The sequence below is a fragment of the Rhodococcus sp. R1101 genome (genome assembly GCF_000278445.1).
Classification (GTDB): Bacteria; Actinomycetota; Actinomycetes; order Mycobacteriales; family Mycobacteriaceae; genus Rhodococcus; species Rhodococcus gordoniae.
In genome coordinates this window covers 61,644-76,925 of the sequence record NZ_AJVB01000001.1, presented here as the reverse complement: position 1 = coordinate 76,925, position 15,282 = coordinate 61,644, and the positions used below count along the sequence as shown (strand labels likewise).

Genomic DNA, 15,282 nt, shown 5'->3' with positions numbered 1-15,282 from the left:
ATCGTGATGACGGCCGGCCTGACGCGCGGCGACGTCCTGCTCGTCCACGGTGGCGGCGGCGGTATCGGTACGCACGCCATCCAGGTGGGTAAGGCGCTCGGCGCGAAGGTCGCGGTGACGGCCTCGGCCGGCAAGCTCGACCGCTGCCGCGAACTCGGCGCCGATCTGGCGATCGACTACCGCGAGCAGGACTTCGTCAGCGAGGTGCGCACTGCGTTCGGCGGCGCCGACGTGGTGCTCGACAACATGGGCGCGAAGTACCTGTCCCGGAACATCGACGTCCTCGCTCCCGACGGACGCCTCGTCGTCATCGGCATGCAGGGCGGCACCAAGGGCGAACTGCACCTCGGCAAGCTTCTCGCCAAGCGCGGTCACGTCATCGCCACCGGTCTGCGCGGCCGTCCGGACTCGGGACCGTCGGGCAAGAGCGCGATCATCGACTCCGTGCGCGCCAACCTGTGGCCGCTCATCGAGGAGGCGAAGGTCCATCCCGTGGTGCACGCCGAGCTTCCGATCACCGAAGCCGCGCGTGCACACGAGCTGCTCGACAGTCCCGAGACCGTCGGGAAGGTCGTGTTGCGGATCGAGCGGCACTAGAGGTTGCGGAGCTCGCGGACGAGCTGATCCACCTCGAAACTCGTGGTGTAGGGGGCGAGACCGATGCTCACCGCTCCCCCTTCGTCGCTGACGCCGAGCGAGTCGAGGAGCCGGCTCGATCCGCGGGTGCTCGCCACCGTCGCGATGCGACGGTCGGCGAGGTGCGCAGCCACCTTTTCGGCCGGGACCCCGTCGACGGTGAAGCTCAGGGTGGGGACGCGGCTCGATGCGCGGCCGAGCACGATCACGCCGGTGAGGCTGTCGAGTTGCCGCATGAGGCGGTCGAACAGCACGTCCTGGTAGTTCTGCATCGAGCTGATCGAGATGTCGAGACGCTCGCGGCGGGATCCGGTGGCGTCGTCGTCGAGCGAGGCGATGAAGTCGATGGACGCGGGGATGCCGGCGAGCAGACCGAACTGGTGGCCGCCCACCTCGAGGCGCTCGGCGCCGCGCGCGTGCGGGTTCAGCGACATCGCCGGCACCCGTTCGAGATGGGTCGGGTCGGCGAAGACGAGCGCGCCGATCTGCGGTCCGCCCCACGCGGCCATGTCGACGGTGAGGACGTCGGCGCCGAGGTCGTCGATGTCGATGTGGGCGTAGGGAGCGGCGCCGGCGGCGTCGACGACCATGAGACCACCCACGTCGTGGACGAGATCGGCCACGGCCCGCACGTCGGGTGCGGTGCCGACGATCGACGACGCCGCGGTGAGCGCGACGAGCCGGGTGGTGGGCGTGATGAGTTCCTCGTACTGCCAGGTGGGCAGCTCGCACGTCTCGATCTCGATCTCGGCCCAGCGCACCTGAGCGCCGTAGCGGCTCGCGACCCGCAGCCACGGAGCGATGTTCGCTTCGTCGTCGAGTCGCGACAACACCATGCCGGTGCCGAGCCCGAGGCGGGAACTGAGTGCTTCGGCGAGCCAGGCGAGCAACACCGCGTGGCTCGGACCCAGGACGACGCCGGTCGGATCCGCACCCACGAGTTCCGCGACCGCGACGCGCGCGTCCTCGAGGATCGCGGCACTGCGACGCGACGACAGGTGCCGCCCCGTGGCCGAGGCGGCCGAGTTCCGGAACGCGGTGGACACGGTGCGCGACACCACGTCGGGGATCTGCATACCGGCCCGCGGATCGAGGTGGATCCAACCGTCGCCGAGCGAGGGGATGAGCCCCCGGATCCGGGCAACGTCGTAAGCCATGGCAGACACTCTAGGTCCCGATGTCAATCGGGACGCGCCGTACCTGCACTCGGCGTTGCCCTCTCGGTAGGCTCGGTCGGGCAACCGGGCACCCCCGGGTGGGAAAGGGAAGAATGGAGTCATGACGCATCCGGACAGCGACCAGGTTCTCGTGATCGGCCCCGACGGTCACCCCATCCGTGTCTCCCGTGAGGAGGCCGCTCGTGTCGAGGCCGCCACCGATTCGGAGGCCGGGACGAACGAGAACGGCGGCGAATCTCTGGCCGACATGGTCGAGCAGCCGGCGAAGGTCATGCGGATCGGCACCATGATCAAGCAGCTCCTCGAGGAGGTGAAGGCCGCGCCGCTCGACGACGCCAGCCGCACCCGCCTCAAGGACATCCATCTGTCCTCCATCCGCGAGCTCGGTCAGGGACTCGCCCCGGACCTGCGTGAGGAACTCGAGCGGCTCGCACTGCCCTTCGGTGAGGACTCGGTGCCCTCCGACGCCGAGTTGCGCATCGCGCAGGCCCAGCTCGTCGGCTGGCTCGAAGGTCTGTTCCACGGCATCCAGACGGCTCTGTTCGCTCAGCAGATGGCGGCCCGCGCCCAGCTCGAGCAGATGCGTCAGGGTGCGCTTCCGCCCGGCGTCGCGCAGGGAGGTCCCGGTCACAACGATCAACAGCTTCCCGGCCAGACCCACCCCGGGACCGGCCAGTACCTCTAGTCCCGGCGGGTACGCCCCGGGACTCCGGTATCGCCGCGACGGGTACGCTCGGGTCCCGTGTCAGCGTCTGGAGCAGCATCGTGAGTCGGGTCGGCATCGAAACGCGCGGCGCGTGCGTGGACTTTCCCATCTTCGACGCCAAGACCCGCTCCCTGAAGAAGGCCTTCCTGGGTAAGGCGGGCGGAGCGATCGGCCGCAACAACTCCGACGTGGTGGTCGTCGAGGCTCTCCGCGACATCACGATGTCGCTGAAGGAAGGCGACCGCGTCGGACTCGTCGGCCACAACGGTGCCGGCAAGTCCACCCTGTTGCGCCTGCTCTCGGGGATCTACGAGCCCACGCGCGGCCATGCCCGGGTGACGGGCCGCGTCGCGCCGGTGTTCGATCTCGGTGTCGGCATGGATCCGGAGATCTCCGGCTACGAGAACATCATCATCCGCGGCATGTTCCTCGGAATGAGCCGCAAGCAGATGCTGGCCAAGGTCGACGAGATCGCCGATTTCACCGAGCTCGGCGACTACCTCAACATGCCGCTGCGCACCTATTCGACGGGCATGCGGGTGCGGGTCGCGCTCGGCGTGGTCACCAGCATCGACCCCGAGATCCTGCTCCTCGACGAAGGCATCGGCGCGGTCGACGCGGAGTTCATGAAGAAGGCGCGGGTGCGTCTGCAGGATCTCGTCGCACGTTCGGGCATCCTGGTCTTCGCCAGCCATTCCAACGAGTTCCTCGCGCAGCTGTGCGACCAGGCGATGTGGATCGATCACGGGCAGATCCGTGAGCAGGGCGACATCGAGCACGTGGTGCGGTCCTACGAGGGCGACGAGGCCGGCGACCACGTGCGCACGATCCTCCACGAGCTCGAGCGCGAGCGGATCGCGAAGTCCGCCCACGACGCCGCCGCCTCGACGGGTTCGAACGGTGGCTGACGAACGGATCATCGGCGTCGTCGTCACGCACCGTCGCCGCGAGCTGCTGGCCGACTCCCTGAAAGTTCTTGCCTCGCAGTCGCGTCCACTCGACCATCTCGTGGTGGTCGACAACGGCGACGAGGACGCGGTGCGCGAACTCGTCGACGCGGTGGACGTGCCCACGAGCTATCTCGGCTCGAAGCACAATCTCGGCGGCGCGGGTGGCTTCGCTCTCGGCATCCTGTACGCGCTGTCGCTGGGAGCCGACCGGGTCTGGCTCGCCGACGACGACGGTCGTCCCGAGGGACCGGACGTGCTCGCGACGCTGCTGGACTGCGCGCAGCGCAACGATCTCGCCGAGGTGTCGCCGGTCGTGTGCGACATCGCGCAACCCGACCGCCTCGCCTTCCCGCTGCGCCGCGGCGTCGTGTGGCGACGGTGGCGGCACGAACTCGGCGACGAGGATCTGCTCCCCGGCATCGCCTCGCTGTTCAACGGCGCGCTCTTCACGGCCGCGGCGATCGACGCGGTGGGCGTACCCGACCTGCGGTTGTTCGTCCGTGGCGACGAGGTCGAGGTACATCGGCGTCTCGTCCGTTCGGGACTGCCCTTCGGCACCTGCCTGCAGACGGCCTACCTGCATCCCGACGGTGCAGACGAGTTCAAGCCCATCCTGGGCGGCCGGATGCACACGCAGTATCCGGACAACGACACCAAACGCTTCTTCACCTACCGCAACCGTGGCTACCTGCTCTCGCAGCCGGGATTGCGGCGGTTGCTGCCTCAGGAATGGGTGCGGTTCGGCTGGTACTTCCTCGTCACCCGCCGCGACCCGGCGGGGCTGCGCGAGTGGATCCGGCTGCGCAGGCTCGGGCGCGAGGAGAAGTTCGAGCGTCCCTGACGTCCTCGGATGTCCGACGTACCCGACTGTTCTCGACACTCACGCGGTCACGACGGTCTGGGCGGCGATCTCCTTGAGTTTCGCGTTCGCCCAGCGCAGTTGACGCAGGGTCTGGGGGTGGCAGCGTTCGGAGACTGCGAGCAGTTCGCGGTCGCTCAGTGCCTGCGCCGTCTGGGCGAGGATCTCCCAGTCGAGCGAGACACCCGCCGCCATGCGATGCACGGTGCGCAGATCCCGCAGCAGCAGCACACTCGGGGCGTGTCGGCGTCCGAGCATCTCGCTTCCCTTCCGCCGCACCTCCGCGAGCACCTCGTGGACGCCCTGGGGCTCGTCGTCGAGGTCGAGGTCGTAGTCGTGGCCGACGCGGGCGAGTTCGCGCACGTGTTGCTGCGACCAGCCGGCGATGTCACGCGCCACATGGACGATCTCGTGGTCGACCTTGTGCCGGTCGGCGGTCCGCAGCAGCTCCCCCGCCAGGTCGTTCTCCGAGCGGTGCAGTTCGCGGATCGCCAGAGCAACCTTGTTCATCGCGGACCTCCCTCGTCGAACGTTTCGGTGGTCTCGGCGTCCCGTCCACCCGAGGTGGCGGGCACGGTGCCGGCGACCGGCGCCGAGGCGGTGGTGGTCGGCGCCGCGGAAGGCCCGTCGTCGACGACCGCGACCCGTTCGACGCGCGCGGCACCCGATTTGAACAGGGGTTGTTTCGAGGCCGGATCCCAGTCGGTGAAGGTCAGTTCGTTGGCCGCGCGTCCCTCGAGCGCGGGTTCGTGGCCGGCGGGGGTGTCCCAGTAGCCGTAGTGGAAGGGCAGGAACAGCACCCCGGTCCTGATCCCACTGATCCGCAGCCGCGCGGTGACGTGCCCGCGCGGCGTGTCGATCCGCAACAGGTCGCCCTCGGACCATTCGTGCTGCTCGGCATCGCTCTTCGACATCTCGACCCACACCTCCGGTGCCGCGCGTTGCAGTTGCGGGGCGCGGCCGGTCTTCGTGCGGGTGTGGAAGTGGTAGAGCGTGCGGCCGGTGGTGAGCAGGTAGGGATATTCGTCGGAGACCGTCTCGTGCGGGGGAAGGTACTCACCGGCCTTGATGATCGCTTTGCCGAAGGGGTTCAGCGCCCGGTACTCGGTGGGTTCGACCGGCGCTCCGGTGACCATGTCGCGTCCGTAGTTCTCGCAGTAATCCGGTGCGGCCCAGAACTTTCCGTTCTCGTAGAGACGTTCGGTCCCGTCGGGAGCGTTGGCGTTGCACGGCCACTGGATTCCGCTTCCGCCACGTAATTTCTCGTAGGTGATGCCCGTGTAGTCGCAGGGTCGGCCGGCCGTGCACTCCTTCCATGCTTCGAATGCCTCCTCGGGCGTGGACCACTTCACGAGCGGCTCACCGTCCTTGTCCCGCAGGTCGAGCCGGCGCGCGTAGTCGACGAAGATGTCGAGATCGGGCCGGGCCCGCCCGGGTGGTTCGACGGCCTTCTCCGACAGGTGCACGGTCCGGTCGGTGTTGGTGAACGTCCCGGTCTTCTCACCCCAGGTCGCAGCGGGCAGCACGACGTCGGCGAGCTGGGCGGTCTCCGACAGGAAGATGTCCTGCACCACCAGGAAAAGCCTGTCCTGGGACAGGATCTCGCGCACCCGACGCAGTTCCGGCAGGGACACGGCCGGATTCGTCCCGCTCACGTAGAGGAACCGGATCGAGCCGTCCTCGACGTACCGCATCATCTGCATCAGATGGGTGGGCGCGGTGTAGTGCGGGATCCGCATCGGATCGATGTTCCACACCCGGGCGAGGTCTTCGACGTGCGACTCGTTGGCCCAGTTCCGGAAGGCCGGCAGATCGCCGTCGGCACCGCATTCACGGGTGTTCTGCGCGGTGGGCTGCCCGTTCATCTGGAGGACTCCGCACCCGGGCCTGCCGAGCATGCCGCGCACGAGATGAATATTGTTCACCTGCACGGCGGCCGCGGTGGCCTGATGGGACTGGTAGAAGCCCTGCAGGACCGTCGAGAGCAGCCGCTCCGCCGTGCCGAGCAGCCGAGCGGCCTCCCGCAGATCCTCGAGCGGGACGTCGCAGATCTCGGCGGCCTTCTCGAGGGAGTAGTCGCCGACCTGAGTGCGCAGTTCGTCGAATCCGACGGTGTTGTCCTCGATGTACTTCTCGTCGATCCACCCGCGTCGCAGGATCTCGTGCAGCAGCCCGTTCATGAGGACGACGTTGGTGCCCGGCCGTGGGGCGAGGTGGACCGTCGCGGCCCGCGCGACCGGCGTCCGCCGCGGATCCACACAGATCACCGCCGGTGGATTCGGGCCGGCGAGCCGATCGAGGATCCGCGTCCATGTCACCGTCTGCGTCTCCGCCATGTTGTGTCCGTAGAGGGCGATGACGTCGGCGTGGTCGATGTCGGTGTAGGAACCGGGCTGGCCGTCGCACCCGAAGGACTGCTTGAGAGCAGCCGCCGCCGTCGCCGTGCACAGGCGGGTGTTTCCGTCCATGTGGTTGGTTCTGATACCGCCGTGACCGATCAGCGCGAGGGTGTAGTACTCCTCCAGGAACAGCTGCCCGGTGGTGTAGAAGCCGACCGAGCTGGGGCCGCGCTCGTCGAGCAGCTGCTTCGTGCGACCGGCGACGGCATCCATCGCGGTGTCCCAATCGGTCTCGACGAGCTTTCCGCCGCGCCTGATCAGCGGTGTCGTGAGGCGGTCCGCCGAATGGTTCGCCTGCCAGCCGAACAGGTCCTTCGGGTCGAGCCGGCCGTGATTGACCCGATCGACGGCACGTCCTCGCACCCCCACCATGCGCCCGTCCTTGACGGCGATGTCGAGACCGTCACCGTTGGAATGCAGGATCGTCGCCGACTGCACCCACCTGTCGACATCGTCCTCGGTCAGTCCGTCGGCGAGATAGGTGTCGACGCGGGTGGGCCAGCGTTGCCCGGGTCCGTAGGGTGTGCGCGAACCCCACGGATCCGCGATTCGATCCACGGTGGTCATGTCCCGGCGGTACCCGGACGGGCAGGGACCAAACCGCTCGCGCCCGTTGCGACCAGGAAAGAGTTCGGATCCGGCACAACAATCCGGCAAAACCGACCGCGAGCGTTGCCGATTCGCTTTACGCTGTCGCCACACTCACCTCTGGAGTAGTGATGACCCTTCGCACCACCACCCCGTCGACTCTCTGCGAAGCCTTTCGGACCACCGCCGCGGCGTACCCCGACAAGGTCGCGCTGCGCACGCCCGACGATTCGGTCCGCTACACCTGGCGTCAGTACGCGCAGCGCGTCGAACGCCTCGCTGCCGGACTCGCCGGTCTCGGTGTGAAGCGCGGTGACACCGTCGGGCTCATGCTCACCAACCGGCCCGAATTCCACCTTCTCGACACCGCCGCGTTCCACCTCGGAGCGGTGCCGTTCTCGATCTACAACTCACTGACGGCCGAACAGATCTCGTACGTGCTCGGCAACGCCGGGAACCGGGTGATGATCGCCGAGGAGCAGTTCGTTCCCGTCCTGCGGCAGGCGATCGGCGACACGAAGGTCGAGCACCTGGTGTGCATCGACGGCAGACCCGAGGGCACCATGCCCCTCGACGACCTCGAGGGCGCCGCCGAGCCGTCGTTCGACTTCGACGCCGCATGGAAGGCCGTGCAGCCGTCCGACCTGCTGACCCTCATCTACACCTCGGGCACCACGGGTCCGCCGAAGGGTGTCGAACTCACCCACGCCAACCTGCTCGCCGAACTCGAGGCGACGAGTACGTATCTGCCCACCGGACCGGACGACCGGATCCTCTCGTACCTGCCCGACGCACACATCGCCAACCGCTGGGGTTCGCACTATTCGAGCTTGTACAGCGGCATGCAGATCACCACGCTCGACGATCTCAAGCAGGCCATCACGGTGTTGCCGAGCCTGCGGCCGACGCTCTTCGGCGCCGTCCCCCAGGTCTGGTACAAGCTCAAGGCTGCGATCGACAAGACACTCGCCGAGGAGTCGAGCCCGATCAAGAAGAAGCTTGCGCTGTGGGCGATCGACGTCGGGCGCACACGCGCGCGGCTGCAGTCCGATGGCAAGCCGATCCCCCGTACCCTCCAAGTGCAGCACGCGGTGGCCGACAAGCTGGTGCTGTCCGCGATCCGCGGCAAGCTCGGCCTCGACCAGGTCCGCGCCGCCGTCACAGGCGCCGCCGCGATCTCACCGGAAGTCCTCGAGTTCGTCCTGGCCCTGGGCATCCCGTGCTCCGAGGTGTGGGGAATGTCGGAGACCTCGTGTGTGGTCACCATGAACCGGCCGGGCGCCATCCGCATCGGCACCGTCGGCCAGGCCGTGCCCTGCGCGAAGATCAGGATCGCCGAGGACGGCGAGCTGCTCGTCTCCGGTCCGTTGCTCATGAAGGGCTATCGCAACGACCCGGAGAAGACTGCGGACGCAATCGATTCCGACGGTTGGTTGCACACCGGTGATATCGGCGAGATCGACGCGGACGGCTACCTGCGGTTGATCGACCGCAAGAAGGAGATCATTGTCAACGCGGCGGGGAAGAACATGTCTCCCGCCAACATCGAAGGCGCCTTACGTGCTGCCTGCCCGATGCTCGGTGGTGCCGTCGCCATCGGCAACGACCGTCCCTACAACGTCGCGCTGCTCGCGCTCGATCCCGATGCTCTGGCCGTCTTCGCCGAACAACACGGTCTCAGCGGCAGCCACGAGGAACTCGCGCACCATCCCGTCGTCCTCGAGTCGATCGCGAAGTCGGTCGAGGAAGCGAACACCAAGCTGTCGCGGGTCGAGCAGGTCAAGAAGTACACGGTACTGCCGACGATCTGGGAACCCTCGGGCGACGAACTGACTCCGACGATGAAGCTCAAGCGCAAGCCCATCGACGCGAAGTACGCGGAGGAGATCGACAAGCTCTATGCGCAGGCCTGATTCGTCACCGCGCTCACGATCCGGAGGGAGTGGGACGAGTTCGTGACCGGACGGAACGCCTTGGCGGAGTCGTTCGGAGGTCGATCCCGAGCTATGTCGATGAATCGGTGAGCGAGGCGGTGTAGTCGCCGACGATCTGCTCGGCGATCTCCCGCACCTTGACGTTGCGGTGCTGGGAGAAGGCGACGAGCTTCTCGAAAGCGGTATCGGAGTCGCACTCGAACGTGGCCATCATCAACCCGACGGCCTTGCTCAGCGTCGACCGCGTCTCCAACGCCGTCTTCAACTGGTCGGATTCACGTTCCTGCGCCGCAATGAGTTGCTCACGCAGCCAGGACAATTCGAGATTGACACGGACACGGGCGACGAGTTCACCGGGGTCGAACGGTTTGGTGATGTAGTCGTCGGCGCCGGTGCGCAGGCCCCCGATCGTGGCCTCCGCGCCGGCCCGGGCGGTCAGGAGGATGACCGGCAGGCGAGACGTTGTCGGGTCCTTGCGGATCTCCTCGAGAAGCGCCACTCCGTCCCGGCCGGGCATCATGATGTCGCTCAGGACGAGATGCGGCGGTTGCGACCGGATTCGCTCGAGCGCAGTGTCGCTGTCCCCCACCGCATCCACGTGCCAGTTCTCACGACGCAACAACTGCATCAGGTAATCGCGCATGTCCGCGTTGTCCTCGATCACGAGGATCTGCGGCAGCTCCTCTTCCTGCCCGGAAGATCCGGCCTCGGCGACGGTGTCCCTGTCCCACTGGTGCGCTTCCCCGACGTACAGGGCACTCAGGTCTCCCGGGACGGTTCCGGCCGGGGATTCCGACACCGGACCGAGAACGCGGGGAACGGATACGGTGAAGGTACTGCCGCGCCCGAGCTCGCTGGACACGGTCACACTTCCACCGAGTGCGTGGACCCAGTCCGAGACGAGGGACAGGCCCAGCCCGATGCCCTCCTGACTGCGTCCCCCGGCGTTCTCGACGCGATGGAAGCGCTCGAAGATACGACCGAGTTCCGCCTCCGGAATACCGAGTCCGGTATCGGCGACCGTCAGAACCAACCGGTCGTCCTCGACGTCCAGATCGAGATCGACCGACCCGGCCGGGGTGTACTTGATCGCGTTGGAGAGCAGGTTCAGGACGATGTGAGCCCACAACTGGGGGTCGAGCTGGGTCTGCTCGGCCGCGGCCGCGGTGACCCGACTCCGCAGGTCCAAGCCCGCACGCTGCGCCGCATCGGCGAACAGCTCCACGCATTCGGCGGTGAGTGCCGCCGGGTCGCTCGGTGTCAGGGATTTCCCCGACAGATCGGCTTCGGCACGCGTCACGTCGAGCAACGCGTCGACGAGTCGCCGCAACCGGACCGCAGCGCGCTGGGCGGCTTCCAGTGATTGCCGCTGCGCGTCCGTCAGTGCCGTGGCGTCGTCGAGCACACTCTGCAGCGGACCGAGAAGCAGCGTCAACGGGGTGCGGAACTCGTGGCTGATCGACTCGAGGAACCGCGTCTTCGCGGCGTCCAGCGCCGCGAACGCATCGGCCCGGCGACGTTCGGCGTCCATCGCCGACGCATCGCGCAGCAGCCCCGAGATCTTGGTGACGACGAGTTCGGCGAACGTGGCGTAGGCCGCGTCGAACACCCGATACGGGCTCAGCCCCACCGCGAGAACACCGAGTGGGGCATCGTGTCCCGAGGCCCTCAGCGGGGCGAGCAGGATGTTGTCGATCGGATGGTCGCCGAGGGCCCGCTGCCGGTCGAGCAGGTCCGGGGAGCGCTCGGCGATGCCGGAGACGACGATCGGTTCGGAGGCCGTGGCGGCCTTCGACAGCAATCGATCCTCGTCCGGACCGAGCAGCGCGCCGGAGAAGCCGGGTTTCGTGCCGATCGAGGCGAGCCGCTTCCAGTCCGATTGCGGATCCTCGGGATCGACCACGCGAGCGTCGAGGAAGAGCGCGGCCAGTGGAATGTCCTGCCGGCTCGGAGCGAGCGCGTCCAGCGCGTTCCGGCACGTGTCGATCACCGACATGCCCGAATCGGTGATCGCCACCGTGCCCAGGCGGCTCAGAGCCTCCAGGCGACGCTCACCGAGTACCCGTGAGGTCACATCGGTGGTCGCGACGAAGACGCCCGCGACCTCGCCGGATTCGTCGCGGATCGGGCTGTAGGAGAAGGTCCAGTAGGTCTCCTCCTCGTAGCCGTGGCGCTGCATGAACAGCAGTTCTTCCTCGGCGAAGGTGGCGGTGCCCGCCATCGCCCGTTCGACGCGGGCGCCCACCTCGTCCCATACCTCGTGCCAGCATTCCGGCGCCGGCTGCGCGACCGCGCCGGGGTACTTGTCGCCGAGGACCGGAATGATCGCGTCGTTGAAGATCTGCACCAGCTGCGGCCCCCACCACAGGAGCATCGGCACCTCGGAGGGCAGTACCGTCCGCACCGCCATGCGCAATTCCGCCGGCCAGGACTCCACCGGACCCAGAGGTGTGGCCGACCAGTCGGTCTTCCGGAACCGTTCCAGGCTTTCTCCCGGCCCCGCGAACAGGCGTTCCGCCGGCCACGCTTCTCCCGACTCGGCTGTCGCCCTCATGCCTCGTCACTCCCATCTGCGGTACTTCCCGCCGCCATTCTCCCCCGAGACCGCACAGAACGACGCCACATGGAGGACATACGTCCTCCTTCCCCAGGTCCGCGCTCTGGCCTCACCCACCCTGGTCGCCGACAATGGGTTCGACCCCGTTGACACGACCGAGCAGGGAGGCCCGGGATGACACTCGCAGAACTCATGAGCACTGCCAGGGACACGGTGACCGTCGAACGAGTGTTCTCGAAACCCTTCGAGAAGGACGGGGTCACGGTGATCACCGCCGCGACGATCACCGGCGGCATGGGCGGAGGCGGTGGTTCGTCCGCGGACGGCGAGAACGGCGAAGGTGGCGGCTTCGGCGTCGGGGCCCGACCGGCGGGCGCCTATGTCGTCAAGGACGGGAAGGTGTCGTGGCAACCGGCCGTCGACGTGAACCGGTTGGTGCGGTCGGTCGCCGGAGTGGTGGTCACCTTCTTGATCACGCGCGCTGTCGTCGAACGCGGGCGGGCGGGCCGGCGCCGGTGATCGGCTACTCCGGGCACGTCCCGGCGTAGCGATCCAGACCCAGGCCGTTGTTCCGCTTCTTGCTGCGACCGGTCGGGCCGCCCTTCGGGGAGCGCACCCAGTTGCCGGACGAGTCGAGTCCGGGCATGCGTTCGCTCCCGAACCTGCTGTACCGGGTCTCGCCGTCGACGGTCAGCACACCGTCCTGCACGTCGATGTGGGCGACGGTCGCCCAGTACGAGTTCTTCCCGTTGCCGACGTACACGAGGATCTCGTCGGCGTCGGGCCCGGGCAGACCGTCGTGCCCGGCACGACCGTATCGGATTGCCACACGCGGCTTTCCGAACTTGTCGATCGCGCCCGCGCCGTTGTCGATGCTCTGGTAGATGTTGACGAGAAGATCACCGTTCTCGTTCGGCAGTACCCGAACCTGTTCGACCGCAGGACTCTTCCCGTTGCCCGGACCCTTGCTGTCGCCGTAGTGGTGGATATGCGGCCACGTGTCGAGACTTCCGCGATGACCGGGATCTCCACTGACGACGATGTAGTCGTTCGTGTGCTCGTTGCGGCAGTAGAAGTAGACGTCGAGATCTCCGGTGCCGTACTTCTTCACGTTGCCGTTCCGGTCGTATGTCGCGCCGCGACCGTCCCATTCGAGTCCGACGGTGAGCACCCAGTTCGGATCGCCCTGTGACTTGCGCAGGTCGATCCGGGCGGTCTGCGTGGGCGAATCCTTCGTGAGCGAGATCTGCACCTTCTCGAACGAGATCGGGCTCGCGGCAGGAGGCACCTTCGGAGCGGAAACGGCCGGTTCGGATTCGTCGTCCGCATCGTCGACGACGATCCCGTGATCGGTCGCGAATGCCGCGAGTCCGTCCTGGTAACCCTGGCCCACCGCGTCGAGGCGCCACCCACCTCCACGCCGGTACAGCGCGACCACCTGCAGGACGGTTTCGGTGGCCGGCCCGGGCGGCACGAACTCCAGCACCTGGCCCGGCCCACGGATCTCGACGCGCACACCCGGAACGTCACCGAAGGTGCGTCCCTGCGCTTCGGTGCTCGCGGCGACGAGCACCCGCTGCACATCCGACGGCACCGCGGACAGATCGACCGTGACGGAGGCATCGGAGGTGAGGTGGACACCCGGCACCTTCGGATTGTTGAAGAACACGAAGTCGTCGTCGTTGCGCACGCAGCCGTCGTCGGCGAGGAGGACGGCCATCAGGTCGACAGCTCCGTCCACTGCGGCGCCGAGCGTCACCTCGTATCGAAGATCGGTGAGATCGGTCTTCGACCCCTTCGCCACCTCGGCCATGCGGTCCTCCTGTCCGTGCGGGCGTCCACGAGGAGTTTTCCTCGTTCGCTCGTCCACCATCGCATCCCTTACATTCGAGGCAGTCGGCAACAGGAGTCCCGCGGATGCGACAGGGACAGTGGACGCGGTGGTGGCCGCTCGCGGCCGGAGCGGCGTTCGTCGTGCTGCTCGCCGCGACGAATGTGATCCCGACCTGGCCCGGACTGATCCACCTGGTCGCCCTGCCGCCCCTGGACCAGTTCACCGACCTGCGGGTCCTGATGTCGCGGGCACCGTCGTGGCCGGTCTTCCTGATCCTGTTCGCTCTGGTCGCCGTAGCCCGAGTCGTGCTCATGGCGTGGCTACTGGGCGGCCTCGACGTCCGGCGTCTGCGCTGTGCGGCTCTGTTCTATGCGGTCGCATTCGGGCCGGTGCTGGTGGCAGCGTGTGCCGACGCCACCGCATATGCGGTGCTCTATGCCCGGGTGTTCTGGCCCGCCGTCGCCCTGATCACAGTGTCGATGTTCATCCTCGGTCCGGTCCCCTGGCAGGGCCGATTCCGATTGCGGGAAGCGGGTGCACTGACATGGCGTCGTGGACTGCGGATCGAAGTGACAGTGCCGTATTGCGCCGTGGTCGTGGCGCTCGGTGTGGTGGCAGACCGGTTTCCCGTCCTCACGGTGCCGCTCGTGCCGGTCTCGGCCGCCGCGACCGGCTTGACGATCGTCCTGATGGAGCGTTCGCCACTGCACCGGCCGCGGTCGGCCCTTGCCGCGTTCGTGGCGGTGCTCGTCGCCGTGTCGATCGCGTTCGTCACGACGCCAGGACCCGACGAGCCCGAACCCGGTCCGCCGCAGACGGGTTCGTTGCTGATCCTGTCCGGGATCAACTCGGCATCGGGGCAGGGCAAGATCCATGCGATGGACGTGCACCGTCTCGGTTACCGATGCGAGCAGGTGTACTACTTCTCCTATGCCGGGCCGGGCGACGGACAGCCGCAACACAACGCGACCTGCCCGATCCGCACGGGTGCGCCCTACGGACCGAGCGACACCCAACGTCCGTTCGAAGAGCAGGTCGACCTGTTCGCCCAACAGGCGTCGGCGCTACCTCGCCCACTGGTGGTCGCGGCGCATTCGCACGCCGTCTGGGTGGTGTGGGAAGCGGTCGCCACCGGGCGGGTCGCCGTCGACGCTCTTCTGCTGATCGGCCCGTTTCCGAGCACCCCCACCGGCTACCCGCCACCACATGTGAACGAACCGGGGCGGGTCGTGGGCGACATGGTGCGCGCCGCCGTCCCCGTCACCGACCTTGTCCACCTCCACTTCGATCCCGAGACCCCCGCGGCCCGGGAACTGCTCGGCACGGTGGGAGCAGCGGAATCCATTCTGGACCGACCACTTCCCGCGACAGTGCGAGCGATGACTCTTCCGTCTGTCACCGATCTACCCCTGGCGAGCGACTGGCACTTCGACGTCGAACGAAACGGATGCCCGGCCCGGACTGCCCACCCCGACCTTCCGTTGTCACCGGCCTTCGAGGACGCGGCCATCCGCTTCCTGAACGGTCGTCCTCCCCCACCCTGCCCGCCGTGGCGGGAGTGGGTCGCGGTGGCCGCGCGGTCGTTCGGGATGCCCAGCCGTAGTGGGTAGTCCCGGCAACCGCGCCGCTGGGATCGCGGGT

General features: G+C 67.6%; 12 protein-coding genes. 7 read left to right on the top strand and 5 right to left on the bottom strand.

All coding sequences use genetic code 11. The features are described 5' to 3' along the window. On the top strand, window positions 1-597 hold a 597-nt coding region (locus R1101_RS0100275; protein ID WP_016931490.1), incomplete at its 5' end, for a zinc-binding dehydrogenase. On the opposite strand, the gene R1101_RS0100270 is transcribed toward R1101_RS0100275, so the two are convergent. Further along, entirely contained in the window at window positions 594-1,793 is a 1,200-nt protein-coding gene (locus tag R1101_RS0100270; RefSeq protein ID WP_016931489.1) for a cysteine desulfurase-like protein, read from the bottom strand. The two genes, R1101_RS0100275 and R1101_RS0100270, sit on opposite strands and share 4 nt — an antisense overlap. Window positions 1,794-1,914: 121 nt before the next feature. Between R1101_RS0100270 and R1101_RS0100265 the strand changes: the two genes are divergently transcribed. The 3 genes from R1101_RS0100265 to glfT1 all read left to right on the top strand — a co-directional run bounded on the left by R1101_RS0100265 (window position 1,915) and on the right by glfT1 (window position 4,311). After that, entirely contained in the window at window positions 1,915-2,499 is a 585-nt protein-coding gene (locus R1101_RS0100265; RefSeq protein ID WP_016931488.1) for a bacterial proteasome activator family protein, read from the top strand. Between the two features lie 80 nt (window positions 2,500-2,579). Beyond that, window positions 2,580-3,428 carry a galactan export ABC transporter ATP-binding subunit Wzt/RfbE gene (gene wzt, locus R1101_RS0100260; protein WP_026002728.1) on the top strand — a complete coding sequence of 283 codons (849 nt, stop codon included), beginning with the start codon at window positions 2,580-2,582 and terminating at the stop codon, window positions 3,426-3,428. Next, entirely contained in the window at window positions 3,421-4,311 is an 891-nt protein-coding gene (gene glfT1 / locus R1101_RS0100255; protein ID WP_016931486.1) for a galactofuranosyltransferase GlfT1, read from the top strand. The genes wzt and glfT1 overlap by 8 nt, the downstream gene beginning before the upstream one ends. Before the next feature lie 39 nt (window positions 4,312-4,350). On the opposite strand, the gene R1101_RS0100250 is transcribed toward glfT1, so the two are convergent. Continuing rightward, complete coding sequence (locus tag R1101_RS0100250; protein ID WP_016931485.1) at window positions 4,351-4,839, bottom strand: hypothetical protein; 489 nt, start codon at window positions 4,837-4,839, stop codon at window positions 4,351-4,353. Next, a complete protein-coding gene (locus R1101_RS0100245) occupies window positions 4,836-7,295 on the bottom strand; it encodes a molybdopterin oxidoreductase family protein (protein ID WP_016931484.1) in 2,460 nt (819 codons plus the stop codon). Before R1101_RS0100245 ends, R1101_RS0100250 begins: the two co-directional genes overlap by 4 nt. A 152-nt stretch (window positions 7,296-7,447) precedes the next feature. On the opposite strand from R1101_RS0100245, the gene R1101_RS0100240 reads away from it, so the two are divergent. Then, entirely contained in the window at window positions 7,448-9,229 is a 1,782-nt protein-coding gene (locus tag R1101_RS0100240) for an AMP-dependent synthetase/ligase (protein ID WP_016931483.1), read from the top strand. A 91-nt stretch (window positions 9,230-9,320) separates the two neighbouring features. On the opposite strand, the gene R1101_RS0100235 is transcribed toward R1101_RS0100240, so the two are convergent. Further along, on the bottom strand, window positions 9,321-11,804 hold the full coding sequence (locus R1101_RS0100235) for a response regulator (RefSeq protein WP_026002727.1): 2,484 nt from the start codon (window positions 11,802-11,804) through the stop codon (window positions 9,321-9,323). A gap of 177 nt (window positions 11,805-11,981) precedes the next feature. Between R1101_RS0100235 and R1101_RS0100230 the strand changes: the two genes are divergently transcribed. Continuing rightward, window positions 11,982-12,326 carry a spore germination protein GerW family protein gene (locus R1101_RS0100230; RefSeq protein ID WP_016931481.1) on the top strand — a complete coding sequence of 115 codons (345 nt, stop codon included), beginning with the start codon at window positions 11,982-11,984 and terminating at the stop codon, window positions 12,324-12,326. Between the two features lie 4 nt (window positions 12,327-12,330). Here R1101_RS0100230 and R1101_RS0100225 read toward each other — a convergent pair whose 3' ends face one another. Further along, a complete protein-coding gene (locus R1101_RS0100225; protein ID WP_016931480.1) occupies window positions 12,331-13,620 on the bottom strand; it encodes a TerD family protein in 1,290 nt (429 codons plus the stop codon). Between the two features lie 104 nt (window positions 13,621-13,724). Between R1101_RS0100225 and R1101_RS0100220 the strand changes: the two genes are divergently transcribed. Next, window positions 13,725-15,251: a membrane protein gene (locus R1101_RS0100220; RefSeq protein ID WP_016931479.1), complete on the top strand. Its 1,527-nt coding sequence runs from the start codon at window positions 13,725-13,727 to the stop codon at window positions 15,249-15,251. Window positions 15,252-15,282: the final 31 nt, after the last annotated feature.